Source organism: Wolbachia endosymbiont (group A) of Rhinocyllus conicus, assembly GCF_947250775.1.
In the GTDB taxonomy this organism is placed as follows: domain Bacteria; phylum Pseudomonadota; class Alphaproteobacteria; order Rickettsiales; family Anaplasmataceae; genus Wolbachia.
On sequence record NZ_OX366349.1, the window covers coordinates 1,299,894 to 1,325,728 of the forward strand.

At 34.2% G+C, this 25,835-nt stretch carries 21 protein-coding genes, 1 tRNA gene and 3 pseudogenes; 6 read left to right on the forward strand and 19 right to left on the reverse strand.

Annotated elements, in window-relative coordinates; genetic code table 11:
• Positions 1–189: 189 nt before the first annotated feature.
• Positions 190–972 (reverse strand): DsbA family protein, encoded by a 783-nt coding sequence (locus OOK92_RS06400; protein ID WP_253309838.1) that lies wholly within the window; start codon positions 970–972, stop codon positions 190–192.
• 410 nt (positions 973–1,382) lie between these two features.
• On the opposite strand from OOK92_RS06400, the gene OOK92_RS06405 reads away from it, so the two are divergent.
• From OOK92_RS06405 to OOK92_RS06430, 6 genes are all read left to right on the forward strand, one after another.
• Positions 1,383–3,272 (forward strand): DUF3857 domain-containing protein, encoded by a 1,890-nt coding sequence (locus OOK92_RS06405; RefSeq protein WP_264735588.1) that lies wholly within the window; start codon positions 1,383–1,385, stop codon positions 3,270–3,272.
• Between the two features lie 72 nt (positions 3,273–3,344).
• Positions 3,345–4,823 carry a UbiD family decarboxylase gene (locus OOK92_RS06410; RefSeq protein ID WP_264735589.1) on the forward strand — a complete coding sequence of 493 codons (1,479 nt, stop codon included), beginning with the start codon at positions 3,345–3,347 and terminating at the stop codon, positions 4,821–4,823.
• A 300-nt stretch (positions 4,824–5,123) separates the two neighbouring features.
• Positions 5,124–5,270, forward strand: a complete 147-nt coding sequence (locus tag OOK92_RS06415) for a hypothetical protein (protein WP_264735590.1) — start codon at positions 5,124–5,126, stop codon at positions 5,268–5,270.
• The gene (locus tag OOK92_RS06420; protein ID WP_264735591.1) at positions 5,255–6,211 is read left to right on the forward strand and encodes an IS5 family transposase; all 957 of its coding nucleotides are present in this window, start codon (positions 5,255–5,257) and stop codon (positions 6,209–6,211) included. Before OOK92_RS06415 ends, OOK92_RS06420 begins: the two co-directional genes overlap by 16 nt.
• Positions 6,212–7,184: 973 nt before the next feature.
• Positions 7,185–7,715, forward strand: a complete 531-nt coding sequence (locus OOK92_RS06425; RefSeq protein WP_253309843.1) for a phospholipase D family nuclease — start codon at positions 7,185–7,187, stop codon at positions 7,713–7,715.
• Between the two features lie 109 nt (positions 7,716–7,824).
• Positions 7,825–8,367, forward strand: a complete 543-nt coding sequence (locus tag OOK92_RS06430) for a hypothetical protein (RefSeq protein ID WP_264735592.1) — start codon at positions 7,825–7,827, stop codon at positions 8,365–8,367.
• Positions 8,368–8,784: 417 nt separating this feature from the next.
• Here OOK92_RS06430 and OOK92_RS06435 read toward each other — a convergent pair.
• The 18 genes and pseudogenes from OOK92_RS06435 to sdhC form a co-directional block, all read right to left on the reverse strand.
• Positions 8,785–8,920 (reverse strand): annotated as a pseudogene (locus tag OOK92_RS06435) (IS66 family transposase); the annotation flags it as partial.
• Between the two features lie 81 nt (positions 8,921–9,001).
• A complete protein-coding gene (gene rnc, locus OOK92_RS06440; RefSeq protein ID WP_253309845.1) occupies positions 9,002–9,700 on the reverse strand; it encodes a ribonuclease III in 699 nt (232 codons plus the stop codon).
• Positions 9,701–9,790: 90 nt separating this feature from the next.
• Positions 9,791–10,858, reverse strand: coding sequence for a quinone-dependent dihydroorotate dehydrogenase (locus tag OOK92_RS06445; RefSeq protein ID WP_264688383.1), 1,068 nt, complete (start codon positions 10,856–10,858; stop codon positions 9,791–9,793).
• Between the two features lie 130 nt (positions 10,859–10,988).
• Positions 10,989–11,060: transfer RNA gene (locus OOK92_RS06450), tRNA-Cys, on the reverse strand.
• Between the two features lie 5 nt (positions 11,061–11,065).
• The gene (locus OOK92_RS06455; protein ID WP_253309992.1) at positions 11,066–11,962 is read right to left on the reverse strand and encodes a class I fructose-bisphosphate aldolase; all 897 of its coding nucleotides are present in this window, start codon (positions 11,960–11,962) and stop codon (positions 11,066–11,068) included.
• A 64-nt stretch (positions 11,963–12,026) separates the two neighbouring features.
• Positions 12,027–13,154: pseudogene (locus OOK92_RS06460) on the reverse strand (AAA family ATPase); the annotation flags it as partial.
• Positions 13,155–13,483: 329 nt separating this feature from the next.
• Positions 13,484–14,668, reverse strand: a pseudogene (locus OOK92_RS06470) (AAA family ATPase); the annotation flags it as partial.
• A 204-nt stretch (positions 14,669–14,872) separates the two neighbouring features.
• The gene (locus tag OOK92_RS06475) at positions 14,873–16,099 is read right to left on the reverse strand and encodes a DEAD/DEAH box helicase (protein WP_253309848.1); all 1,227 of its coding nucleotides are present in this window, start codon (positions 16,097–16,099) and stop codon (positions 14,873–14,875) included.
• A 35-nt stretch (positions 16,100–16,134) separates the two neighbouring features.
• A complete protein-coding gene (locus OOK92_RS06480; RefSeq protein WP_064124857.1) occupies positions 16,135–16,386 on the reverse strand; it encodes a cold-shock protein in 252 nt (83 codons plus the stop codon).
• Positions 16,387–16,560: 174 nt separating this feature from the next.
• Positions 16,561–17,895: a TldD/PmbA family protein gene (locus tag OOK92_RS06485; protein WP_264735595.1), complete on the reverse strand. Its 1,335-nt coding sequence runs from the start codon at positions 17,893–17,895 to the stop codon at positions 16,561–16,563.
• A gap of 18 nt (positions 17,896–17,913) precedes the next feature.
• Complete coding sequence (gene atpG, locus OOK92_RS06490) at positions 17,914–18,777, reverse strand: ATP synthase F1 subunit gamma (protein WP_264735596.1); 864 nt, start codon at positions 18,775–18,777, stop codon at positions 17,914–17,916.
• 209 nt (positions 18,778–18,986) lie between these two features.
• The gene (locus OOK92_RS06495; RefSeq protein WP_264735597.1) at positions 18,987–20,207 is read right to left on the reverse strand and encodes a heme biosynthesis protein HemY; all 1,221 of its coding nucleotides are present in this window, start codon (positions 20,205–20,207) and stop codon (positions 18,987–18,989) included.
• A complete protein-coding gene (locus tag OOK92_RS06500; RefSeq protein ID WP_253309852.1) occupies positions 20,204–20,935 on the reverse strand; it encodes a hypothetical protein in 732 nt (243 codons plus the stop codon). Before OOK92_RS06500 ends, OOK92_RS06495 begins: the two co-directional genes overlap by 4 nt.
• Entirely contained in the window at positions 20,928–22,157 is a 1,230-nt protein-coding gene (locus OOK92_RS06505) for a lipoprotein-releasing ABC transporter permease subunit (protein ID WP_264735598.1), read from the reverse strand. The genes OOK92_RS06500 and OOK92_RS06505 overlap by 8 nt, the downstream gene beginning before the upstream one ends.
• Positions 22,158–22,290: 133 nt before the next feature.
• Positions 22,291–23,571, reverse strand: a complete 1,281-nt coding sequence (locus OOK92_RS06510) for a sugar phosphate nucleotidyltransferase (RefSeq protein ID WP_264735599.1) — start codon at positions 23,569–23,571, stop codon at positions 22,291–22,293.
• A gap of 117 nt (positions 23,572–23,688) precedes the next feature.
• Positions 23,689–24,951 carry a hypothetical protein gene (locus OOK92_RS06515; protein ID WP_264735600.1) on the reverse strand — a complete coding sequence of 421 codons (1,263 nt, stop codon included), beginning with the start codon at positions 24,949–24,951 and terminating at the stop codon, positions 23,689–23,691.
• A 76-nt stretch (positions 24,952–25,027) separates the two neighbouring features.
• On the reverse strand, positions 25,028–25,384 hold the full coding sequence (gene sdhD / locus OOK92_RS06520) for a succinate dehydrogenase, hydrophobic membrane anchor protein (RefSeq protein WP_253309857.1): 357 nt from the start codon (positions 25,382–25,384) through the stop codon (positions 25,028–25,030).
• Positions 25,381–25,758 carry a succinate dehydrogenase, cytochrome b556 subunit gene (gene sdhC / locus OOK92_RS06525; protein ID WP_264735601.1) on the reverse strand — a complete coding sequence of 126 codons (378 nt, stop codon included), beginning with the start codon at positions 25,756–25,758 and terminating at the stop codon, positions 25,381–25,383. Before sdhC ends, sdhD begins: the two co-directional genes overlap by 4 nt.
• Positions 25,759–25,835 lie beyond the last annotated feature (77 nt).

Below are 25,835 nucleotides of genomic sequence, written 5' to 3' on the forward strand. Positions count from 1 at the left end.
ATGAAAGTAAAATTAAAGTAATTTGAGCTAAATAACACCAGGTCATCCTGATTAAAAAGTACAATTATTGATGTCTGTGCTTGAGAGAAAACTTGCTAATTGAATGGCATCTTAAGTGTAATTTAAGCACCACGCCTACGGTACATTGTACTCAGGTTCGTTTACGTTGTCAAGTAAAAAAATAAAATTTTATAGCAAATTAATCGCTGAAGCTAGTTTTTGCTTGCGACTTAATTCATCTACTTTTTTGCGTAATACATTCAAATCAGTTGCTCCTACAAACAGACTATCCCCAATTATTAAAAAAGGTGTGCCCCCTACTCCCAAATCTCTTACTAGGAGCTTACTGCCATTTATCATTTGCTCAATTTTGTCCGCGTTATTTTTCATGGAATTATTAAAATCGTCCTCATCAATCCCTATGCTTTTCACTATATCCAATATGCTTTCGTCTGAAAATCCTCCTTTGTGACTTAAAGCAGAATAGTGAAAGTCGAAATATTTTTCTTTATCAATAAAGTAAACAGCTAAAGCGCTTTTTGCTGCCCTTAAAGAGTCATTACCAAGTATTGGAGCATCCCTAAAGATATACTTAATTTTACCGTCGTTAATTAACTGTTTTATATCGTCTTTTATAGTCTTGCAATATCCACAAGAATAGTCAAAGAAACCTACAGCTATAACACTACTATTTTCATTTCCGGAGTAAGGATAAGTAAGGTCAAATATTTGATCCTTGTATTGTGAAATTTTACTTTTGGTCACATTATCTCGAGCAGCGTAACTACTTTTAATCGACTCCTCTTTGAGAGTTTTTACGATCTTATCAAAATTTCTACTTATATAATTATCTAATTTCTCACCTATATAATCATCGCTTAGCATTTGGCTGCGATTTGAGAGCCAATTGTTTATTACTGGTAAACTTGCTACTGCCAGTATAAGGATCAATAAAAACGATATTCTAGACATACACTTACTTAAAGAATAATCAGACACATTATATTAAATAAATGTTCAATCTTAAGATATAAAAATATTTATATCAAGAAATGCAAACTTTATAAAGTGAAATTTAAGCATATTGTTGTAAAGTTCATTAGAAGATTTGGTGATGAAAACTTGTGCAGAGTTGGGGATTTGAGAGATTTGGATGGTCTTTACCGTCACGTCTAGCAATTGTAAGTGTGGTAGTAAAAAGTTGATTATCTTGTAATTGCCGCATATAATACTGGTAAACGCGGCGGTAAATTATATGAATGATTGGTAAAGAAACAGCCATCCTAGAAAGTAAACTTCTTTCCTAATCAGCTGGCTGTTTGTATTATAGGCAGCATTGTGTAAGTCTAATAAAATGATTTTTCAGTAAATATGGTGACGTAATGAAATTTTTAAAAACTCTCTTTAACTTAGCATTATTAGTACTTTTTGTAGCTTCTACAGCTGAAGCGAGGTGGAGCAAGTATGAAGATGCTTCCGTTGAGGTCAAATTTTCTAATGTTAACATTAGTGTTAATAAGGATGGTACCTATGAAGTGGAAGTTGAACAACTAGTAAAAATACTCAAGGAATCTGAGCGTAGCAGATTCTCTCCGTATAGTGTTATTTATAATGGTGATAGTACAGACTTGACTGTTTTAGAGGCTAAAACAGCTTATAACGGAGAGGAATATATAGTCACTGAAGACATGATGGAGGATAAACCATTGGCTAGTCCTGGCAAAAGTTTCGATCAGTTAAGGCAAGTAACCATATCATTTTCTAAAATAGAAATTGGTACCGAAGTATATTTAAGATATAAAAGTATTAACAAAAAAGTCCCTGTTGATAATTTTTATAGCTTGAGCTTTTCTTATTATGGGAATTACTTCCAAGCAGAAAATACTAAAATCAATTCTAAATTACCTCTAGAGATTAAAGTTAATGATCCAAGAAACGTATTAAAGATCGTTGAGAAAAAAAAGAATGATGTACATTCTATAAGTATTACTTTAAAAAAAGCAGTTTATGAAAACACAATAAATGAGCCACATAATGGAATATTGAATATTAAACATAATACTTGGGTATCATTGTCAAGCTTATCTAAATGGGAGGATTTAGCTAAAAAATTAGCGCCTGGATATCATAGCGTCATTAATCAGCCACTTCCTGCAACTTTTACAGCTATAGTAGGATCTGCTGCCAATAAGAATACTGATGAGGAGAAAATTAATGCTGTTACTTCTTTATTGAACGAAAAAATCCAATACATGGGAGATTGGCGTACAGTATCAGGAAAGTATTTTCCGAGAGATTTAGAGAAAATTGCTGATTCTCAAGTCGGGGATTGCAAAGACTTTTCTGCCAGCACGGCTGCTATTTTACAAGAACTTGGTTATAAAGTTCAACCTATTTTAGTTATGAGGGGAACTACTGGCATTTCCAATCCTGAAGCTTTACCTAATATGGATAATTTTAATCATGTGATGCTTAGAGTAACAAATAAAGGTGGAAAAATATATTGGATTGATCCAACTAATACTGTCAGTATGGCTCAGGGTATTTTCCCAGACATTGCTAATAGGAATGCTCTAGTACTGGATTCTGAGGAAGCTAGTTACATAAAAATTCCTGCTGTGCAAGCTGAAAACTCAAAAGTGATATCCTATAGTGAATTAACTATAGAAGATGAAGATAATGTTGTAAGTGAACGCGGATGGCTTACTGTTCAAGGGGAGTCAACTCTAGGCTTAACAGGTGTTGGATTATATTATTCAAACGAACAATTAAGAGATTCTGTTTTTCGTATGATTAGTGGAGTATATCTTGATGAAGAAGAAAAGAAGTTCTTAGAGTTACCTGATCTTACTTTGCGTAATGTAGAGGGTCTTACAATTAAGTATGAATTTCAGCAAAAAAATAAGGTTTTTAAGACAAATCTAGGGCCTGCTTTGAATTTAGGAAATAATTGGCTTAATGATGTTGTGAATACAGCTTCTGATCAAGTATCAGACCTTTTTATCGGTATTCCTAAAACGAAGGAAAGTCATATGATAATAAAAGATATTAAAATTAAAAACTGTGAAAGTTTGAATTTTGAAATAGATACTCCTTGGTTATATGTAAATAGGTTCTGTAAATATAAAAATGATGGAACTGAATTTAGCAATGTAATAGCTATAAAGAAAAGTTTTATTACTAATGAAGAGTTAAAGACTGCTGAATATAAAAACTTAAAAAGCGAGCTGGAGAATAATTTTTCTAAGGCCTCTATAGTAATCAGTGAATAGATAATTGTCTTATGTACTTATTGTGCTGGAATCTGGGGAAAAGCACTACTTAGTAGACTTAAATACTCAAATATGTACACCAACTTACGCGACTTCATTAAAGCCTTAGAAGAAAAAAAAGATCTGATTAGGATTAAGGAGGAAGTTTCAACAGTTCTTGAAATGACAGAAATTCACCGTAGGGTTTTGTCAAACAAAGGGCCAGCTATAATTTTTGAGAATGTTGTTAAAGAGAATGGTAAAAGCTCGATCCCTGTTTTGGTGAATTTATTTGGTACTATTAAGAGGATTGCATTGGGGTTGAACATAAACCCTGGTGAACTAAGAGATTTGGGTAAACTTTTAGCATTTTTGCGATCACCTGAGCCACCAAAAAACTTCAAAGATGCCGTGAAAATGTTTCCTTTACTAAAAGTTGTATTGTCGATGCGAAGTAAAGTTGTGAGCAAGGCTCCATGTCAAGAAGTGGTGCTAACTGGGGATGAGGTGGATCTTAGTTTGCTACCTATTCAAACATGCTGGCCAAATGAACCTGCACCACTTATCACCTGGCCAATTGTGGTGACAAAAGGCCCAACGGAAGACAAGCAAGATAATTTCAATCTTGGAATATATCGTATGCAGGTTATAGATAAAAAAACGACTCTAATGCGCTGGCTTGCACATCGTGGTGGTGCAGGTCACCACAAACGATGGAAAGAGAAGGAACAAAATATGAAATTTCCTGCTGCTGCTGTGATCGGTAGTGATCCTGCAACAATTATTGCTGCGGTAACTCCAGTGCCAGAAACATTGTCAGAATACCAATTTGCTGGGTTGCTGCGCAAAAAACCGCTTGAGCTTGTAAATTGTAAGACTATTCCGCTTCAAGTGCCAGCTCATGCAGAGATTGTTCTGGAAGGCTATGTAAGTTTGGATAGATATCAAGATGAAGGGCCATACGGAGATCACACCGGCTACTATAATTCTGTTGAGCAATTTCCAGAATTTAATATTACTGCAATTACTATGCGCAAAAATCCAATTTATCTCAGCACTTTCACTGGCAAGCCACCTGATGAACCATCAATTCTTGGTGAAGCGCTCAACGAAATCTTTGTGCCCATTCTTATCAATCAATTTCCAGAGATAGTGGATTTTTATCTACCACCAGAAGGTTGTTCATATAGAATAGCGGTGATATCGATAAAAAAGTCTTATCCAGGGCAGGCAAAAAGAATTGTTATGGGCATACTTTCTTTTCTAAAGCAATTTTTATACACGAAGTTTATTATCGTTGTTGATGATGATATAAATGTACGTGATTGGAAGGAAGTGATGTGGGCAATATCAACGAGAATGGACCCTGTGCGTGATACAATCATGATAGAAAATACACCTATTGATTATTTAGACTTTGCTTCCCCTGAAAGTGGCCTGGGAGGTAAGATGGGATTTGATGCAACAAATAAAATCCCGCCTGAAACCAAACGAGAATGGGGAGAGAAAATTAAAATGAGTGAGGAAATAGTAAGAAAAGTCACGGAAAAGTGGGAAGAATATATGGACTAGACTTCTTGCATAAAAGCAGAAAAAAGTTTGGCGTTTTTTGTAATACCGCGATTAGCATTAACTGATAATTGTGATTTAAGTCCGTCACAGTGCCCTTTTTTTGTCATTCTATAGCTATACCGCCGCGGCGCTAACGGGTAGCGGAATGACGAATTACTATACCGCCACGAACCGTCATCCCGCCGCGAACCGTCATACCGTCACGGTATCTCTAGATCCCGCTAACACGTAGCGGGATACTTAACCATCATCTACACCGTCATACCGCGATTCATTCCACAACTGTACGAACATTACAATTTGAGCCTACCAGAAGGATGTCATCCCAGTGCCCAGACACTGGGATGGCTTTGTTGCATAGCAACCGAAAAAATCTGGTGGCTACTGACAAAATTCATTATAAATAACCATTTAACTGTTGAAGAAAAAATATGCCACAGAAAATGAAAGTCAGTAACCAAAACGAATATAACAAATTCCTTGAAAAAAGGGGAAATATTTTTCGTTACATCGATGAAGCTATCGAAAATTGGTATGAAAATAGTCCAAAAATGCAGGGCGGCAACTATATTTACAGTGATAAAGTCGTAATTTTGGTGCATATAATTGTCAATCTTTTTAGAATTGGGTTAAGACAAACGGTGGGGTTTATAAAAGGATATCTGCAACAAATAGGAAAAAATTTGGCAGTTATCAGCTATTCACAAGCATCAAGAAGGTTTAAAAAACTTAATATTAAGATAAATGATTGCAGGGTTGATAAAAGCAACATGGAAAATATTGAAATTATCATAGATAGCACAAGTATCAGCATTTACAGTAACACTCCTGGCCACAGTAAGGAAAACAGTGCAGATAGAAAGTACCGAAGCTACGAGCAAGTAAGAAAGTTACATGTTATGTTAAGTGTGAATAGTAAAAAAGCTATAGCTGCAAGATACAGTAATGGCGTCTACTCTGACCACTATGGAGCTTGCGATTTGCTTGAAGAAGTTAATTTTCAGCACAAAATAAAAGCATTATATGCAGATAGGGCATACGATAGGCACAAACTTTATAAATTGTGTAAGAAATACGATATAAAGACAAAAGTTCTACCAAAAAAGGATGCAGCAGAACATTCAAAAATAGATTATATGTCTGACAGGAATGCTGCTATTAGGTTAATAAAATTATACGGTGAAGATGGCATGAAAGAATGGAAAAAAGAAGTAAATTATGGGAAAAGATCTTATATTGAAGGGTTTTTCTCAAGATTAAAGCAAATATTCGGATTTAGTTTTAGGAATAAATCTGAGATAAATCGAGAAAAAGAACTGCTAATCAAATGCTATTTGCTTAATAAATTCACTGATATTGGTATGGCTAAATTTGAAATCATTACATAAATTTGTCGTAAACCATCACTGCTTAAGGTGCTATGCAACAAAGCCCACTGGGATCCAGGAATTTTGATTGGGCACTAAGTTGGTAAGCATAAAAGTGGCTGATCTTATGTTAAAACACAACGTTCTTGATGAGATTACGGCAAGGCTGGATTCCAGACTGGAATGACACCATTTGCTGTGCAGTTTACCTTCAAGAATGAATGTTCGTACAGTTGTGGATTCATTCGCGGTATCTCTAGATCCCGCTAACAAGCAGCGGGATGACGAATTACTATACCGCCGCGAACCGTCATACCGTCACGGTATCTCTAGATCCCGCTAACACGTAGCGGGATACTTAACCATCATCTACACCGTCATGCCGCGATTCATTCGCGGTATCTCTTGGCATAGATCCCGCTAACAAGCAGCGGGATGACGGTTGTCGTTTAGCCATAAATATTTAAGAAATTTACCAAATAAAAAAAAAGGCAAAAGAAACCCTGGTCATTGTCTATTTTCAGTATTGGCGTTTTTTAAGTCTTAAACACTGCAATTTAGCTGCTTTTAAATGCAACTCACCTTAGTTTAAATGTTTAAGAAATTTACTAAGCAGAAAAAAAGGCAAAAGAAACCCCGTGTTAGCTAGTTGTCACTCTCTAATCCTGCAAATTGGCGTACTATACTGTCTTAAACGACTTATAAGCGCGTTTCAGCTTATATAGGTAAAAACCCAGAAATGTTGTGAAGACATAAGGTGCACATAGTGCAAAAAATTAAAAATAAGACGCCAACTACGTTGTTTTCTTGCTGTTTAATCTGCACAGATGAAGATAACTGAATACCTCCAGTACCATGATAAGAGGGCTGGCGGAGTTTGTCAAGGAAGTTTTTTCGTTTCTATTCCCAATGTTATATGGTTATGCAAGAAGTCTATTGACAGGTGATTAAATTATGATGTAGCCTATCGCCGTATATCCGGGGGTGGGTTGTTGTGAGGCTTTTTCACTTTTTATTCTTGTTAATGTGTTTTTCTCTGTATTACTATGCGGGTTTTATATTTTCGCCCTGCCCAAAAGCTACGGTTTGCTTTTCACCTGGAGAAGATTGTGCTGTACCGATAATCAGCGTAATAGATCAGTCTAAAAAATCTATCTTAGTTCAAGAATATACATTTACTCTTGGAACAGTTGCAAAATCTTTGATTAATGCTAAAGAACGCGGTGTTGATGTTAAAGTCATCTTAGATAAATCGCAACTCTACTCAAAATATAGTGTTATAAATGAATTATTTTCAGGTGGAGTACCAATTTGGATCGATGATAAGCCAAAGATTGCTCATAATAAGATAATGATTGTTGACAATCAAAAAGTCATCACAGGGTCATTTAACCTTAGTAAGACAGCTAAAAAAGGAAATGCTGAAAATTTATTAATTATTACAGATTATCCTGAATTGATTCAGCAGTATGTGAAAAACTGGGAGGCACGAATGTCACAATCTTATAAATACGCTCCCAACTAATCGAGAGCGCTTGCTTAAAATCAGTTCTAAAAACAGCAAGAGAGAGCTTTTTTGATTGATTGGCATAATGATTATGATATAATGAACTAAAAGTTTAAGGAATAAAGTAATGGATTATATAAATGATGCTGACGGTAGCTACACTGCCCTTCATGATTTTTTTCAAAACAACGGTGTTGGAGATTACAAAGTTCAATGCAGTTATGGTGGGGTGCCGTATGCTACTGATGAGTACGTGCATTCTGGCGATAAATTTTGGAGTAATAATTTCATAGACTCACATTTTGGCAGGGAAATAAAAATGTATCCTCAAAGTGAACTTTTAGCTAAAGAATATGCTGGAAATACGTTGCCAGTTTCAATATCACTAGATAAGGATTTAATAAAAATGAAGGAATGTCAGAAAAAAACGAAATTTGTGGAACTAGAAAGGGAGTCAGGTGATTTAGTGTATGATAAGCAAAAGCATGTAAAGTGTTACACAACAAAGCTATCATATGATGATGTACATATTTACAATAACGATAAAGTTTCAACATTTAGCATAAAATACGACGTGCCAAATGATCCGAAATACAGTTTAAATATAACATTTACAAAGGTTAATGATAATAAACCAGGATTTTGGCAAAAATTTAAAAACATGTTTTAACGTGACCATTCACTGGTTTTTACTCAATCAATCAATTACATTCTGTAATATTTGGGACGTCAAAAATTGACTTTATTTTTCTTGAGCTTTTTTTAATTTAAAATAAATACAGAAGCTTGTATCTTGAAATTTGCTGCAAGTGCAATTGCTTTCTAGCTATCTTTTATGGTATCTGTTCAGCTAAGCGGTGTGAGAGATAATATAGCTAAACTGACTTAGATTTACCGATAATTTGAAAAACAAAAATTCGTCATTCCGCTACTTGTTAGCGGAATCTATGCTGAGATACCGCGGCGGTATGACGTAGGAAAACCTTTCTTGGGTTAGCTATATCAGTTAATATTAAATTTTTATAATTAAAAAATATGCTATTTTTTAAAACTTTCATTCTCCTTGACTCTGTCAACTTCACAAAACAACTCTTGGACCAAATGTACCTGGCATAACACCTTTTGGTAACTTGCTACTTCTTTTTTTTCCGCATCTCCAACAACGGCCATTGATATTCCACTACATAAGGCTTAATTTTTGGTAGATCAACTTTTTTATGAATAATACTATGCTTCTCCTTAAATTGACCATTTCCCCTAAACGCTATTAGCTTCCTTAAAACTTACATTAATGCCTATTTTGCCTAAACTGAAGCGTCTTTTCCAATTTTTTCTAGCATCAACTCAGCAGCTTTTTGTTCAGCAATCTTTTTACTAGAAGCACATGCAGAAACTTTACCATAATCTTCTATGCAAACTGATATAGTAAATTCAGGATTGTGTGCTGGTCCAGTTTGTTTTACAAGCTCATACTCTGGTAAAGGCAATTTGTTTTTCTGAGTCCACTCTTGCAGTGAGGTTTTAGGATCTTGAGGGGGGTCAAGCATGCTTTTAGCTAGCTTTTCCCAATATTGGGTAATAAATTTTTCAACATTTTCAAGTCCGCCATCAATATAAATTGCACCTATTAGTGCTTCAAGCGAGTTTTCTAAATTTTTTAGGTTACATCTTCCTCCATTGCAGCGTTCACTATTATTCATGATGATAAAGCTGCCTAATTTTATTTCTTTAGCAACATTAGCAATGGTGTTGCCACAAACTAAATCCGTCTTTCTTTTTGCCAATGCTCCTTCTTTTTCTTCAGGAAATAGTTTAAACAGTATGGCAGATACGACCATATTCAAAACACTATCGCCCAAAAACTCTAGTCTTTCGTAGCTTACAATCTGGTTTTTGCTATTCCTTTTATTTACGCTTGGGTGAGTTAGTGCCTCTTCTAATATTGCATAATTTGTAAATTTATAATCAATGATCTTAGATATTGCATCATTCAAACTCTTCATACCCATTATTTAAAAGAAAAGCACTTTCTACCACCTTTATACCAGAGAATTAGTCTTATTTTATTAAAATAATACCACCAACTTCCAAAATTAATGTATACAACCCACCACCTCACTAATGTTACTAAATCCATCTCTCCTTATTAGTTCTGCAAGTTCTAGATTAATTTTGTTTACAACTTGAGGTCCGTGGTATATGAGAGCAGTGTACAACTGCACCAAAGAGGCTCCTGCCTTTATTTTTTTATATGCATCAGCACCACTTGAGATTCCTCCGCACCCTATCAATAATATTTTGCCCTTAGTAAATTTGTACATATCGCCCAATAACTCGGTTGAAAGTTTGAACAGTGGTTTGCCACTCAATCCGCCACTTTCGTTGTGGTGGGAATGCAGATTATCTCTACTTACCGTAGTGTTGCTTACTGTTAATCCGTCAATCTTATATTCCAACGCAAGCTCAGCGATATTTTCTTTCGTTTGCTGATCTATATCTGGTGAGATTTTTAATATTATTGGTATGGATTTAGAATTATCAATTGATTTCCGGATGGATTTCAACAATTTCGATAATTCTTGCTTATTGTGCAGATTGCGTAAATTAGGCGTGTTTGGAGACGAGATGTTCAGCACTATATAATTGCTTTTTCCATATACCATCTTTATTAAATCAACATAATCACTAATTTGGTCTTTCGATGCACTATTTTTTCCTATATTTATGCCAAAAATGCAGTCATCAAGCTTGGTTTCATCTATTTGTTTAAGAAAATAGTCTATTCCTTTATTGTTAAATCCCAATCTGTTAATTACCCCTTGATCTTTAATTAACCGAAAAATTCTTGGTTTTTTGTTTCCATATTGTGGATTACGAGTTACAGTACCAGTTTCAATAAACCCAAAACCAAATGAAAGCATAGGCCTTATAACTTCTGCATTCTTGTCAAAACCTGCAGCCAGGCCCACGGGGCTTCTGAGCTTATTACCAAAAAAATTCACACTCAAAGATTCTGGTAGCTCTATAGGATTCTTATAAGGTATTTTCTTTAATGCCATGATTGCCAAAGAGTGAGCAACTTCAGGCGGCAGTAAAAACAATAAATTACGTAATATCATTTTGTAAAACACTTTGCTTATTTTTAGTTTATTTTTTACCATGAAACGCTATAAGAGTATAACCATAACTTGAAAAGAAATTGATTTTACTTATGAATAATTTTCTCTATAGGTTACACACTTAAAGCTACTGTTGAATTGAGCAATTTTTACAAGATATAGAAAATGAAAGAGGCCGGGACCGGAATTGAACCGGTATAAAAGGATTTGCAGTCCTCCGCATAAGCCATTCTGCCACCCAGCCATTTTTTATGTGTAGATATCCATTATATCTTTTAGCATAGATAAAGCTTCCTCCCTTTTGCGTTGAAAAGTGTTACGTCCAATGATTGAACCATTACCACCTCCCTGCTTAATTTCTTTCGCTTCATTGCATATGTCATCTACTTCCTTCGATTCGCCACCAGAAAAAACTACTATTCTTTTCCCTGCAAAGCAAGATTTTTTAATATATTCAATTCTTTTAGATAATGATTCAATATTTTCTGTTTCTATCTTTTCTTTTTCCAAATATCTAGTTGGAAGCTTTACTTTGATTATATTAGCGCCAAGTAAAGCTGCTATGTGCGCAGCATAGGCAATAACATCAACTGCTGTTTCACCTTCTTTGGAAATTCCTTCACCACGTGGATAAGACCATAGCACTACTGCAAGCCCATAAGATTTGGCTTCAGCTACGATTTCACGGGCTTCTTCCATCATATCAAAACACTTAGCAGAACCAGGATATATAGTAAATCCAACAGCCAAGCAGCCCAAACGCAGTGCATCTTTCACAGAAGAGGTTATTGCTTGATCAGAAGTCAGATTTTTTGAATGTAAGGAGTTGGAACTATTAAGTTTCAAAATAAGTGGGAGCATTCCAGCATAAGTTGAAGCACCAGCTTCAATCATACCAAGTGGAGCAGCATATGCACTTACTCCCGAATCAACTGCAAGCTGAAAATGATAATGTGGGTCATAAGCATCAGGGTTAACTTCAAAGCTTTTTATTGGCCCGTGCTCAAATCCTTGATCTACTGGCAGAATCACTAACTTGCCAGTACCGCCAAGCTTTCCATGCATGAGAATACGAGTAAGATTTGCTTTTACCCCGGGGTTTTCACTTTCGTAGTAGCTTAGGACTTGTTTTACTTTATCACTTATCACTATAATTCAAATTAAATTTAAGTTATAAATTGTAACAAAGATGAAGTTCAATACAAGGATTTTAAACTATATCAAAAGCAATTTTATTTTCTACTTTATTCATATAGATTCTTAATTTCTTTCCTTTTGTTAATTTACGATTCAGTATTTCTTCCGCTAAGTAACTTTTTATCTCTTTTTCAATAAGTCTCTCTATCGGACGTGCTCCCATTTCCTTACTATAACCCATTTGTACAAGATAAGATTTCACTTCATCCTCTACCAAGCAGTTTATGCCTTTTTGCGTCAGTTGCTTTTTCAGTTCTAGGACAAATTTATCCACAATATGCAAAATCACATCCGTACTTAAGTCAGAAAAAGAAATAATCGCATCAAGACGATTACGAAATTCAGGGCTAAAAACCTGTTCTATTGCTTTTTCGCTATCACCAATGTTAAAATTTTTATGCCCAAAGCCAACAAAACTTTTGCTGCGTTCAACTGCTCCTGCATTAGTTGTCATAATTAAAATTATATTGGAAAAGTTAACTTTACGTCCGTAAGTGTCTGTAACACAACCATAATCCATAATTTGTAGCAATATATTATAGATATCGCTATGGGCCTTTTCAATTTCATCAAGCAGCACAACACTATATTGATTGTTAGATACAGACTCTGTGAGTAATCCACCCTGATCATAACCTACATATCCAGGAGGAGAACCAATCATCCTTGATATCGTATGAGATTCAATATATTCGGACATATCAAAGCGTATAAGATTCATGCCCATGCTTTCTGCTAATTGTTTTGCTAGCTCGGTTTTACCAACACCGGTTGGCCCTGCAAAAAGATAATTTGCTAAAGGCTTATTGTAATTTCTCAACCCAGATTTAGCAATTTTAATAGAATTAACAAGAGATTCTATTGCCTGCTCTTGGCCAAAAATCACCTTTTCTAGATTAGCTTTTAAAGACTTTACTTTCTGTAAATCATCAGATTCAGATCCGCAAGGCACATTTGTAATTCTAGTAATGGTATTCTTAATATCTCTACTATTTACAATTTTACCCCTGTTTCTTAGCAATTTACAATATGCCCCTGCCTCATCAATAACATCAACCGCTTTATCAGGTAATATTCGCCCAGTAATATACTTATGCGAAAGTTCAGCCGCAGACCTAATGGCATTCTTTGTATAATATACTGGCTTTGTTGCATCGCTAGCTATGATGGATTAAAGATAAAAAAGATGGAGAATATCAGTAGCTTATTATTCTGGTATTTATAACAAGAGCGGTCAGTGAATACCTAAATTTGAGTAAAAGAAATTTCACTACCACTCACTAATCCGGCTAAAATTCAAGAATTTCAATGCTTTAGCTATTTTCAATAGAATTAAGTTTATTAATATAAATAATAAATTACTATTCTTAAATTTGATCAGATTGATTGCAAAAAAACAAGATTTTCAATAGGTTGCTTATAATCCTAGCTATAGTTAGCCTTTCATAAGTAGCGATGCAACAAAGCCTAATATACTCCATGATACCCTTCATAGTAGTGCTTTATGCCATCTAGTATCTTTATCGTTTCATTAACAGAAGATTCTTTAACATTAATTTTTTGAAACCTTCTTGCTAGTGCTTTATCTTTTTCAAAACTAGTGCTGTATTCTCTATATGTAGTTGCACCTATACAACGTAGTGTACCTCTTGCAAGCGCAGGTTTGAGTAGGTTACCTGCATCAAGAAAGCTACCACTTGTAGAACCTGCTCCAATGATAGTGTGTATTTCGTCAATAAAAAGGATAGCACCTGGTTTTACCTCAATCGCTTTTATTATAGATTTTATTCTCTCTTCAAAATCACCTCTGTAGCGTGTCCCTGCAAGGAGTGATCCTAAATCCAAAGCATAAATTATACTGGACCTGAGCGCACTCGGAACACTGCCTTCAATGATCTTGAGTACCAAACCCTCAACTATTGTTGTTTTGCCAACACCTGGGTCTCCAACATATAAAGGGTTGTTTTTTCTACGCCTCAATAATATTTCTATAGTGCGATTTAATTCATAATCACGACCAATAACATAATCTATTTTTTTGCTTCTTGCATAGTCATTTAAATTTTTACAATAACTTTGTAGAACTTCCTCATCTTTTAGTAGCTCACCTTTATTTACTGTAGTAGGAGCGTCATTATTTTTATCAAGTTTTACTTTATGATTGGTGGTGTATTCATCTATATCGCTCAAGTATTTCATATTAGATATATGGTAAATCAAATTGGAATCTTTCACACTTTGTTTCTGCAATAGATCTTCAACGTATAAATCTTGCCCAGACAAAATTTCTACTAGAACACTTGCTCCATTTATTTCTTTTTTTCCCAAGCTATGAGCCCGTATTATTGCTCTGTGTATTATGCATTGAAACATTGAGCTAGGTTTAACTCCACTGATAATCAATTCAGAACTGCTTTGTAAAAACCCTTTTATATTATTATTATAATCATTAGCCTTAATATTGCATCTTGATAGAATGTTATCCATATTGATGATTTCATCGGCTCTGATATTACATCTTGATAAAACGTAATTTACATCCACGTCTTTAGTTAACGCCAGCAATAAATGTTCTACTTTCGCATATTTTAGATTAAAATTAGAAGCAATGAGTAGCGCTCTATTCAAACTTGCCTCTAAGTTTTTGGAAATCATCTCCTATTCTCTTTAAAAGTGGGAACTCATATATAATGAATAGCACACAATTATTAAAAAAATTGAAATCCAGCAGTTCGCTGTAGCCAATTTGAATCCCCACTCTGGATCTACGTCATAGCACCGCGATACCTCAACATAGATTCCGCTAATGAGTAGCGGAATGACGAGTTTTACGCTTATCAAGTTGTAGGTAAATCCTATTTAATACGCTTTTTCTAGTACTCTGCTTTTCTTCTTAAATGCATTGATCTTTTTTCTACCGTATTTAGTCTTTAACGTACTTGGCCTTTTAAAGACCTTTTTGCTATTACGTTTTTTAAATTGCACACTACAATCAAAATTTGGCTCTCCTTCTTTGTCTGCCAATGCAGGCAGTCTTCTCTTATCTTGAGGTGTAACAAAAGATAGCGCATGCCCTTCAGCTCCAGCACGTGCAGTTCTGCCTATACGATGAATATAGTCAGCTTGCGATTGTGGTGCATCATAATTGATAACATGTTGAATGTGGGGAATATCAAGGCCGCGAGAAGCAACATCTGTTGCAACCATGATTTGATTGCGGCCACGACGAAAAGAATTAATGACCCTTTCGCGCTTGTGCTGCCTTAAATCACCATGAATTGCTAAAGCGCTATAGTCATCTTTGTGCAATCTGCTAGCTAGCTGATCCGCTCCTTGCTTTGTTTTGACAAAGATAATGATTGATCCTTCGCGCTGACATAGTTGTGTAACAAGCTTTTCATATTTTTCTGATTCTGATGCATAAACAATCTCTTGCTTAATTTTTACAGAAGTTGTAGTCTCACAATCAACAGAAATACGTTCTGGTCGATTAAGGTACTTCTCAGTAAGTTTAACTATATCACTAGGAAGAGTTGCAGAAAACATAAGAGTCTGCCGTATTTTTGGCAGATATTTCATGATCCCTTCAATTTGAATTCCAAAGCCCATATCAAACATACGATCCGTTTCATCAAGCACAAGAACGCTAACATTGCGAGTAATCAAAGTTTTACGCTCAATATGGTCTATAATACGACCAGGAGTACCTATTACAATTTGTGGTTTTTTCTGAAGCTGATTTAGCTGCCTAAAAATAGGCTCACCACCAATCAATAAAGCGACCCTTAGTGCAGAATTTTGAAATAAGAGTTTTCTTATCTCATTTGTTACCTGATGCGCAAGCTCCCTGGTTGGCACGATGACTAAAGCTGAACCAGTGTTAGGCTCATTCAGCAACTTAGCAACCAACGGAATAGCAAATGCCAAAGTTTTTCCAGTTCCCGTTTGAGCAGACCCAAGAATATCTTTACCTTGTAGCGCTAAGGGAATCGCTTGTATTTGAATCGGAGTTGGGACGAAAAGATTATTTTTATCTAGAGCTTGTGTAAGCGAAGCTGGGAGACCCATCTCATAAAAATTATTCACAATACGTTAACCCTATTAAAAGACTTCATAATAGATTAATCTTCCAATCTTAAATTTATTGCAGATTTTTTATCTTCTCCGTTTCTACCGCGCTCCTCTTTAACCTCATAACTCACCCTTTCTCCTTTTATCCCCTTCTCTTTATTCTCTCCTTTAAGTGTCTCAGGCCTTATTCCTGAACGTTCCAACGTGCTAATATGTACAAAAACGTCACCCCCTTTACCTTCTGGCTTGATGAAACCATAGCCTTTTTCGGCATTAAACCATTTTACATTACCAAATTCCATTTAAACAACTCCTAAATTATTAATTAACATTACTAATGTGATGAAAAACTTTGAAATTACGATTGAGAATGCTTTAAGCTTAGCTATTGAAACTAAACCTTTATACTCCATAGTCTATTCTTAACATTACATGACAATAATACACAATTGTTGTACTTAATGCAAATAAATTTTTTAATCGTTAAGCGAACCTGCAACCGTCATTTCGCTAACTTTAATCGTTGGTGAATTAAATTGCCCACAAAAAGTTAGATCATCTGCAACGACTAAATTGCTAAACATATCCTTTAAATTGCTAGCAATGGTAATCTCATGTATTGGATACGTTATTTTTCCATTTTCTATAAAAAATCCGGAAGCGCCTTGGCTGTAATCGCCATTGATTAAATTAACACCAAAACCAAATAAATCAGTTACATATATTCCCTCTTTCACTTCCTGAATTAATTCTTCAAACGATACATTACCATTCTCAATGTAGAGGTTACTAGCTGCAGGAATAACTGCAGCATTACTTGCACGAGTTGCACTTCCGGTTGTTTCTGAGTCTAATTTTCTAGCCGAGTATAAGTCTAAAATCCAATTTTGTAATATTCCGTTTTTTACAAATATATTTTTCTTGCTAGTTATCCCTTCTCCATCAAATGGTCTCGATGCTATGCCTCTTGGCAACAATGGATCATCGATAATATTAATTCTATCGTTGAAAATCTGAGCGTTTAAACTACCCCTCAAGAAAGAACTGTTGCTTATAATACTGCTCCCATTTATAGCAGAAGCAAAACTTTTTACTAGCCCTTTTGCTGCTCTTTTTTCAAAAATAACTGGAAATTTACCAGTTTTAATTGTACGTGAATTCAATTGATCAACTGCTCTTTTTGCTGCTTCTTTTCCCATTAACTCTGGCAACTTTAAATCACTAAAATTACATGCTATATCATAATCGTAACCAACCTTCATTTCACTTTCTCTTCCAGCAACAACAGAGACCTGATTAGCAAAGGTTGATTTACTAAACGAGCCAATAAAACCAGAAACAGTCGATAATACTGTATTCACTAAAGCGTATGAAGAAGAGGCTCCTTCAGAATTAGTGATACTCTTATGTGTAAGGGCTGAATTTTCTGCAGCTTCAGCAATTTCTTTTAGGTTATCAACGGTTACAACATTATTATCTGAGATACTTAAATCTGCAGAAGAGATATAATTACTACCATTTACAGCAAAATTAATGCAAGGATCTTCTGGCGCATTCTTTGCCATTTCTACCACTTGGCTTACCGTATCACTAAGATTATTCAAATCGTTTGTAGAAATATACGCAGCTTTGTTTTTACCTGCTATAGCTCTGATTCCTACAGTGCAATTTTTAGATTGTGATATTTGCTCAATTTTTGATAGACGCTGAGAAACTGAAGTCTTATTAGTTTCATATATTGTAACTTCCGCATCTTGATTCTGCTTTTTTATTAATTTAGTGATATCTGCTGCAATATTTAATATATTCATTTTCTATTCCTTAGATTTTTATAAAGACTCTGCACCACCTATAACTTCAATTAAATCAGTTGTAATTGCTGCTTGACGAGAACGATTATAAAGCAATGCTAGTTTGTTCAGCATCTCTTTAGTGTTTCTGTTTGCTGATTCCATAGCAACCATCCTAGCACTATTCTCACTTGTTGCACTTTCAAGCAAAGCAGAGTAAAGAGCAATTACAACGTAATCTTGAACCAAAGATTTTAAAATAAATTCAATATTTTGTGGTTCATACTCATAGCCGTAATCTGTTGTTGGACCAGCCAGAGAGTTGTCAATCAAGGATGAGTCTTCACTCCATGGTTTTATTGTTTCCAACATTGGTTTTTGCGTGAAGGTATTATAGAATTTACTATAAAAAACTTTAACTTTATCGTATTTACTTAGATCTATACCACCAACCAAAGCTTCTACGTGCTTTAACGTGATCCCCTTACTATTTTCAATTTTTAAGATACTTTTAGAGTCAAATCTATTTTTACCTACATCAAAAGCTTTTTTACCAAGAAATACAATATCTACTTTTTTGCCATTTGCGATTAACTTATTTTGACTAAATTTGACAATAGAAGAGTTAAAGTTGCCGCACAAGCCACGATCAGACGCAACAATGAATACTAGGTAAGAACCGTCGTTACTGACATTTAGAATTTTTGCCAGTAATTCTTGATCAACTGATAGCATTAATGAAGAAATAATGCTATGCAGCTTAGATATATATAATTTTGAATTTGATAATTTCTTTTGGCTTTGTAATAACTTTGCTGCAGAAACCATTTGCATTATTTTCGTGGTTTTCTGTACAGACCTAATATTCTTAATTCTTAAGGATAATTCCTTTAAGCTCTTCATTTTGTATACAACCCTGATTTATTAAAATATATAATTGTTAGTGTCTAAAAGCAAGTTTTTTTGACATTAGAACCAAGTCTAACTAAAAAACTTGCAGGTTTATTATTTTGAAATAAGGGTTATATTAAGAGATCTACTCCAAAAATTGTTCAATAGAGGTCTTTGATGGTAATTTCCCATATATTATTATCATCACACTTTGTGGAACCTTATAATATATAATAAACGCAATTAAAACTATTGCAATTTGAACATTTATGATCCCATTGCTTTAGTTCTCTGTTACAATTTTTACACTTCCAGCCCGGATCAGGCAAAGCTTCTGAGCCCATCTTGTTTAGCCAATAAATTACCTTGTCGTGTTCTTGCAATGTAACCTTAAGTTGTATTACAATAAAGTAGATTGACATGTAATTAGCCTTTTTCATAGCAGTGTCTAAATATTGACTTGCAAGATCATATTTACCTGAACTCATTGAGGACAAAGCAAGTAAACAGTAACTAAAATAATAATCAGGGCGTAAGTTGTATAGTCTTTCAGCACCTTTACTATTTAAATTGATGTACATTTTAGCTGACTGAGGAGTAGGATTTACTGCATATTCTGCCTCTAGCACTGCAGAAGCTTTTCTGATTTTTCCAAGTTTAATATATAATTCTGCCTTTAAATAATTAATGGGCCGAAAAGTTGCATAATAACTTTGTGCTCTGAGTAAAGACTTTATAGCCCCTTTAAAATCCCCTTTACTTTCATATTGTTTTGCCAAAGCACAATAAAAAACTGCAAACATTTCTTTATGGTCAAAGGGAAGAAAAATATTGAACTTAACTGCTTCCCTCAACTTCAAAATTGCATTAATCCAATCTTCTTTCAATATGCAATGCTCTATTTGAAAGGGAATAGATAGCATTTTATCATTAATTGAACTAGAGCAATATTCTATAAATTTTTGAAAGACTACTTTTTCTTGTTTGAGGTGAACAATCAGCTTATTGGCCAGAAGTAGAGCTAAGTTACGATTTTTATTTGCAATATTTGTTAAACCGTTACTGAAAAAGCTGTAATTTCCCGTCTTACCTGAGTTAAAGAGCTTTATTAAAGATAACTTATCACTCTTCTCATTTAGACTTTTAACTACCTTTTGGGCATTCTCTATATTGTTTAAGTCTATGCTAAAGAAAGCTTCAAAGAGAAGCAATTCTTCCCTATCCCTTCTTCTATTTCTTATGTTGGCAAATGTTGATAAAATGGAGGAAAAAAAGCGTACAAGTGTAATTAATAAAAATAATAAAACTACACAAGTAAAAATAATGAAATATAGATCAATACTTATAGTGTAATTGCCTAATTCCAATTTTATTACTTCACCACTTACCTTGACCCATATGCCAAATAAAAACGAAAGAGCGAAAATTATAAAATAAATCATGAGATATATTGTAATAAGTGATGATATATTGTTGAAATATTCTTAGAAGCTACAATAAAACCATTCAATTTATTCAGCCATGGCTTGAATTCTGAATGCGTTAAATTGCTTACTGTAACAGTTATATTTTGCCAATCATTATCGTTTATTGACTCCTCAATTTCTGCGAATTTTGCCCTTAATGGGTCATTTTTATCTTGTATTCTAATCCAGTTTGAAATGATTTTTTTAGACAATGTACTTTTATTGTAGTTAATAACAGCAATGGTCTTCTCAAAAGATAACTTCAACTCACGTAAAGTATCTACCTCTTTCAAACTTTCCAATTCATTTACTGCATTTTCTATCTCTGGATCATCAAGCTCTGATATCAAAGGCTTTATTGAATTTATATGATTATCAAATTTTGCTTCTCGCAATAACGAATTCTTCATTTTAACTACAAGTAGCAGCAATCTTGCGAGGTTCTTATACCTTGAGCTACCATCACCTTGCTCACATTGAGTGTGCAGACCTCTCTTTAAGTCAAATATCTTTTTTTCTACCCTGGATTGATTAACTTCAAGTGACATTCTGAATTCATCTATTTTTTCCGTTAAAACATTTATATTGTCTTCGCTTTCTTGCTGACTTATTTTAAAAAAGATTATGTTATTTATTGTGATGTAACCGGTAAATAACAATACAATTAAGAACCAACCTATGTACTTTTGCTGAGTATCATTCATAACGTAGTATCTCCGCAGGATCTTGTGCAGCTGCCTGCAATGCAGGAGCAATTGTCGCTAAAAATGATAAGAGTAATGCAAGTGCAGAAATACTTACTACATCTTGAGGGACTAATATCACCGGTAAACTTGAAAAAAAGTATATCATAGGATCAAATAGCTTGACGTTAGTAACGCTTTCTAAAAATACTCTAATATTTTCGATATTGAGAGAAAAAACGACACCTATAATACAGCCAAGACAAGTTCCCGCAAAACCGATTAATAGACCACAAGCGCAAAATATGCGCATAATGCTTCCACTTGTTGCACCAAATGTACGCATAATTGCAATCGCGGATTTCTTTTCTTGCACTATCATCATTAAATTTGAGATAATATTAAACGCTGCTACAACTATAATCAAAGTAAGAATTAAAAACATCACATTTCTTTCAGTTTTTAAAGCACTAAAATAATGGCTTTGCTGTGATTGCCAACTTTCAGCTTTCATTCCTATTTCTTTTTCTATAGCATCTGCCAGCTTATCAGCTCTAGTAACGTCGTCTACAAGTACTTCTATATTTTTTATGCTATTTTCATAATTAAAAAAGGCTTGTGCTGATTTTAGAGGCATATATATCAAGGTATTATCATACTCAAACATACCCATATCAAATATTGCTACAACCTTATATTCTTTCATTCTTGGCATCTCACCAAACAATGCATCAAGTCCTTCAGGTGATACAAGCATAATGTTATCACCATAATCAATGTTCAAAGCTTCTGCTAAGCGTGTCCCTATTATTATCCCTTCATCAAATTTTTTCACATCGCCTATAATCACATTATTTATAACAGTAGTATTATTAAGCAGGTCTTGAGTTGACACACCTCGCACTATGCTACCTGCAATTTTACCATTTGCTACAATAATAACTTGATCATTGGTCATAGGAGTAGCTTTTAATATACCAGGAATTTTCTCAATAGATTTCGAAACTGTGCAGTAATCTGAATTTATGTTCCTATCAAAATAAACATTAATATGGCCATCAATGCCAAGTATTGAGTCAAGCAACTTTGCTCTGAATCCGTTCATCACAGACATCACCACTATTAGTGTTGCAACTCCAAGGGCAATGCCGATAATAGAGAACAAAGTCATTATAGAGCAAAATCTGGCATTTTTCGCTCGCAAATAGCAAGCAGCCATAGTAATTTCAAAGGCAATGGACATTACAAAATATTTTGAGGTTAAACATTATATTTTTGAAACTTCGTATAATTGTAGACTTTTCTTTATTTGAAAACTAGATATTTTTACTCCTTTAAATTTAGCAGACTTATAGAGTATCTTTAACATTAGAATTTCAAAATCTTCCATATACATCATCCAACCTCACTATATCATTATCAGATAAATGCTCTCCTATCTGAAATTCAACTATCTCAAGTGGAGAGCTTGCGCTTCTGTTTTCAATCCTATGGGAAACTTCCCTTGGGATTTCTATCATATGGTCTTTTACTATAGCATATTCTTTGTCGTCTAAACTAACATACCCAACTCCCGATAGTACTATATGGTATTCATCTCTATAGTGATGGAATCGCTTAGAAGTGCAGCTTAATGGATTTATAAAAAGATATTTTATAAGAAAATTTTCGCCTATTAAAATTATACTACAAAATCCCCATGGCTTGATTTCTCTTCTTATCGCTTTTGCTTTCTTAACCTTATTAATAAACGATATTAGGCTTTTGTTTGGTTGCTTATAAGCTCCACCCAATAAATTTTTATTACTTTCTGTCGTTGAAACTGGCTCTCTTTTTTTTGTTACATGTCGGAATGACGACGTAAACTTCTCACTCAATTCTAAAACTGAATTCCAAGTTCCAACATCCAGCCAATCGAAATTAGCTTCTATCATTGCAACGTTTTTTGCTTTCTCCATCACCAAGTAATCAATGGATATGCCTTCAATTCCTGCAAAATCTCGTTGTTTTAAATACAGAAATCTCTCTTGCGGTGTGAAATGTTTAAAACATAAATTGTAAAGAGTCGGGGCAGATTTTTTGATCTCATCTATATAGCGTTTTGCTTTGAACACAAATATTCCAGAATTCCAATAATAATCATTACTTAATACATGCTCAGGTTTCTCTATGAAATCCTTTACTATATGATACTTTTCCTTATGATCATAAACTGCATTTATATAGCCGTATTCAGAATTGAATTCATGAGGCTTAACTCCAAACGTAACTATAGAGTTAGTTTCAGAAGCTAGCTGAGATGCTTTGTGAGCAGAAGCATAAAAATTATTCAAATCACCTATAAAATGGTCTGAAGGCAGAATTAACATTATCTCGTTTTCATTGCAGAGAAGCGCAGCAATTAATATCGCTGCTGCTGTTCCAATTTTCACTGGTTCGAAAATCACTTTATATTCTCGCAGCGCATGCAACTCCTTCTTCACTAACGACTCGTACTGTATATTTGTGGCAATTATGGGTGGCATATAACCACTTTTTAGCCTCAATAAAGTGTTCTGAAACATAGTGTTATGGCTAAATATTTTTTGAAATTGCTTTGGCTTCGATAAAGGCCAAAGTCTGCTGCCACTACCACCACATAGTATTACAGGGCGCATATAGTTAAGAAAATTAATTAAATAATTAATACCTTATACTAATAGTAAAATGCATGCAAGTTTTTGTTGTGGAATAGTTAATAAAGAAAGTAAATGTTAATTTAAAGTAGTGGCCGGTTAGCGAGGAAGTAATTGAAATTTTTCGTCTGGCAATGAACTCCGTCTGCTTAGTACTTCATTAACATGAGGAGTATCACTCACTTTTTCAACATCTGCTTTTTTAGACGCAGCTATTTTCTCATTACTTTTGTTTTGCAACTTCTCCTTCTTTAAGCTTTTTCCAATATCTGGTTCTCTAGATTTATCTATACTTTCACTACTTTTATTTGACGGCTTCTCTAAGTCTTTTTCAATACCTGGCCTTCTAGCGTTAAGCTCATCCCATGTGCCCACTATACTAAGTGGCTTATGATCCTTTTGCCCTGGCTTTAGCCTTTCTCCACCTTTAATAACATTAAAGTCACTTTTTGCTTCTTCCCAACATCCTTTCAATTGGTGTTTCCACATAGTGAAGTAAGCATCACCATACTTCTTCTTATCTGCTACAAATAATAAAATTGGAGCCTTAAGTATGGTAGCTCCCATATTCACTAAATTTTTTACTGCCATTGCAGGGGTGAACAAAAGATAGCCAAAAGACTTTGCAATTGGGTTTTGTTTGCTTATTAAATGCTCCCCTAACTTTATAGGAAGAGAAGTCAACAATTTAGTACAAACTTTAGCCAAGCTTGCAACGAAAATAATAGGAACAGATATAAGACTTTTATCTAGCTCCAAGTTATTATTCTGATCTCTAATTTCTGAAAAATGGGTGCTTAGCTTCTTGTAATCACTAGTGTATAGTAATTTTCCATTTCTTCCTTTTTCATCTCTATCTTTCTCATCAACTTCTCCCGTGTCATCATTGATGAAGCAACCTTTTTTAGCAAGAAAAGAAGAATTAGTTAATCTAAGTAACTTAGTATCAACCTCAAAGACCGGCAAGTGTTTTTCAAGATCTATTTTTGAAAACTTAAATGGCTTATAAAATTTACTATAATCATTAACCTCACGCCTACCTTTACTAACTAAAAAGTCAATAGTAAAGTAAGATTTTTTATCAATTTCCTTAACCAAGGCTAGATCAAATTCGTATTCATTATATATAAGCTGGTACTCTGGATTTCCGTCTTTATTTTTTACAAGCTTGTCATTTTTTTTTACAACTCTCCCAGAATCTACAATCTGATCATAATTTTTTGGATATTGACACTTTCGTCCATCCTCATATATCATTACCTTTCTAAGGTCTTTGACATAAACTTGAGACTCAGATGAACTAAATAGATCCTTCACCTTTAGCGTAAGGTCTATTCCCCACTTTTTCAATGTCTCTAACATATTGCTAAACCAAAATCGCTATAGTTCAATGATAAAACTAGTACACTAATAATATATTAACACAGAATTGGCAATTTTACAAGAAAATATGCCTGTAGAAGACAAAGATTGTAAAAGCGAGGGTTATATAAGTAATGCTTGATAAGTACTTTATGCATGTAATTGTGAAAATCCTTAGAGATACGCTGTGTATATAATCTTCACACACTACCTGCATTCCAAGAACTGCGTGCCAAAAAATGCAAAACAACAATACAACAAAAAATAAAAGCTCTAGAGGGTGATTAATAAATTTTTCACTAAAAGACAAAGAGCTATCAGTATAAAATGCGCAAGAAAATGAATAGATAAACCAAGGAAACAGGAGCAGTAAAATTACCGCAGAAACACGCTGGACCCACCAATGATGTACTGAATTTCCAGATTGACTCATATAAACATAAATAAAAAAGCCATAGTAGAAAGAAGTAGCGTTACTGTCAGCAGTATAGCACTCCTTGAAACGCCAGTAATTTCTAAATTAAGCCCAATATCCCACAATAAATGACGAATACCATTAAGAAAATGATATACAAAACTTATAAAACATAAGACATAAGCTAATTTAGCAACAGGAGTGAATAATAATGCATTTAAGTACCTTACTATAAGTAACTCAGGAAAGTAAACATGTAATATGAAATACCAAGAAAGTATCATTAATAAAAGGAATAGCAAGATACCAGTCAATCTGTGCATAATAGAGAAAAAACTAGTAACTTGTACTTTATATATTTGTAAACGTGGAGAAAGAGGCCTATCACTCATAAAATTCCGTTATTGGGAAATTAAAATAAAGTAGAAGTAAAGACAGCAGTATAGCACATAACAACACCATCATTAAA

Coding starts and splice junctions, on each gene's coding strand:
- OOK92_RS06400 (WP_253309838.1), bottom strand. CDS start 972: ATGTCTAGAATATCGTTTTTATTGATCCTTATACTGGCAGTAGCAAGT.
- OOK92_RS06405 (WP_264735588.1), top strand. CDS start 1,383: ATGAAATTTTTAAAAACTCTCTTTAACTTAGCATTATTAGTACTTTTT.
- OOK92_RS06410 (WP_264735589.1), top strand. CDS start 3,345: ATGTACACCAACTTACGCGACTTCATTAAAGCCTTAGAAGAAAAAAAA.
- OOK92_RS06420 (WP_264735591.1), top strand. CDS start 5,255: ATGCCACAGAAAATGAAAGTCAGTAACCAAAACGAATATAACAAATTC.
- OOK92_RS06430 (WP_264735592.1), top strand. CDS start 7,825: ATGGATTATATAAATGATGCTGACGGTAGCTACACTGCCCTTCATGAT.
- rnc (WP_253309845.1), bottom strand. CDS start 9,700: ATGAAGAGTTTGAATGATGCAATATCTAAGATCATTGATTATAAATTT.
- OOK92_RS06445 (WP_264688383.1), bottom strand. CDS start 10,858: ATGGTAAAAAATAAACTAAAAATAAGCAAAGTGTTTTACAAAATGATA.
- OOK92_RS06480 (WP_064124857.1), bottom strand. CDS start 16,386: ATGGAATTTGGTAATGTAAAATGGTTTAATGCCGAAAAAGGCTATGGT.
- OOK92_RS06485 (WP_264735595.1), bottom strand. CDS start 17,895: ATGAATATATTAAATATTGCAGCAGATATCACTAAATTAATAAAAAAG.
- atpG (WP_264735596.1), bottom strand. CDS start 18,777: ATGAAGAGCTTAAAGGAATTATCCTTAAGAATTAAGAATATTAGGTCT.
- OOK92_RS06495 (WP_264735597.1), bottom strand. CDS start 20,207: ATGATTTATTTTATAATTTTCGCTCTTTCGTTTTTATTTGGCATATGG.
- OOK92_RS06500 (WP_253309852.1), bottom strand. CDS start 20,935: ATGAATGATACTCAGCAAAAGTACATAGGTTGGTTCTTAATTGTATTG.
- OOK92_RS06505 (WP_264735598.1), bottom strand. CDS start 22,157: ATGTCCATTGCCTTTGAAATTACTATGGCTGCTTGCTATTTGCGAGCG.
- OOK92_RS06510 (WP_264735599.1), bottom strand. CDS start 23,571: ATGCGCCCTGTAATACTATGTGGTGGTAGTGGCAGCAGACTTTGGCCT.
- OOK92_RS06515 (WP_264735600.1), bottom strand. CDS start 24,951: ATGTTAGAGACATTGAAAAAGTGGGGAATAGACCTTACGCTAAAGGTG.
- sdhD (WP_253309857.1), bottom strand. CDS start 25,384: ATGAGTCAATCTGGAAATTCAGTACATCATTGGTGGGTCCAGCGTGTT.
- sdhC (WP_264735601.1), bottom strand. CDS start 25,758: ATGAGTGATAGGCCTCTTTCTCCACGTTTACAAATATATAAAGTACAA.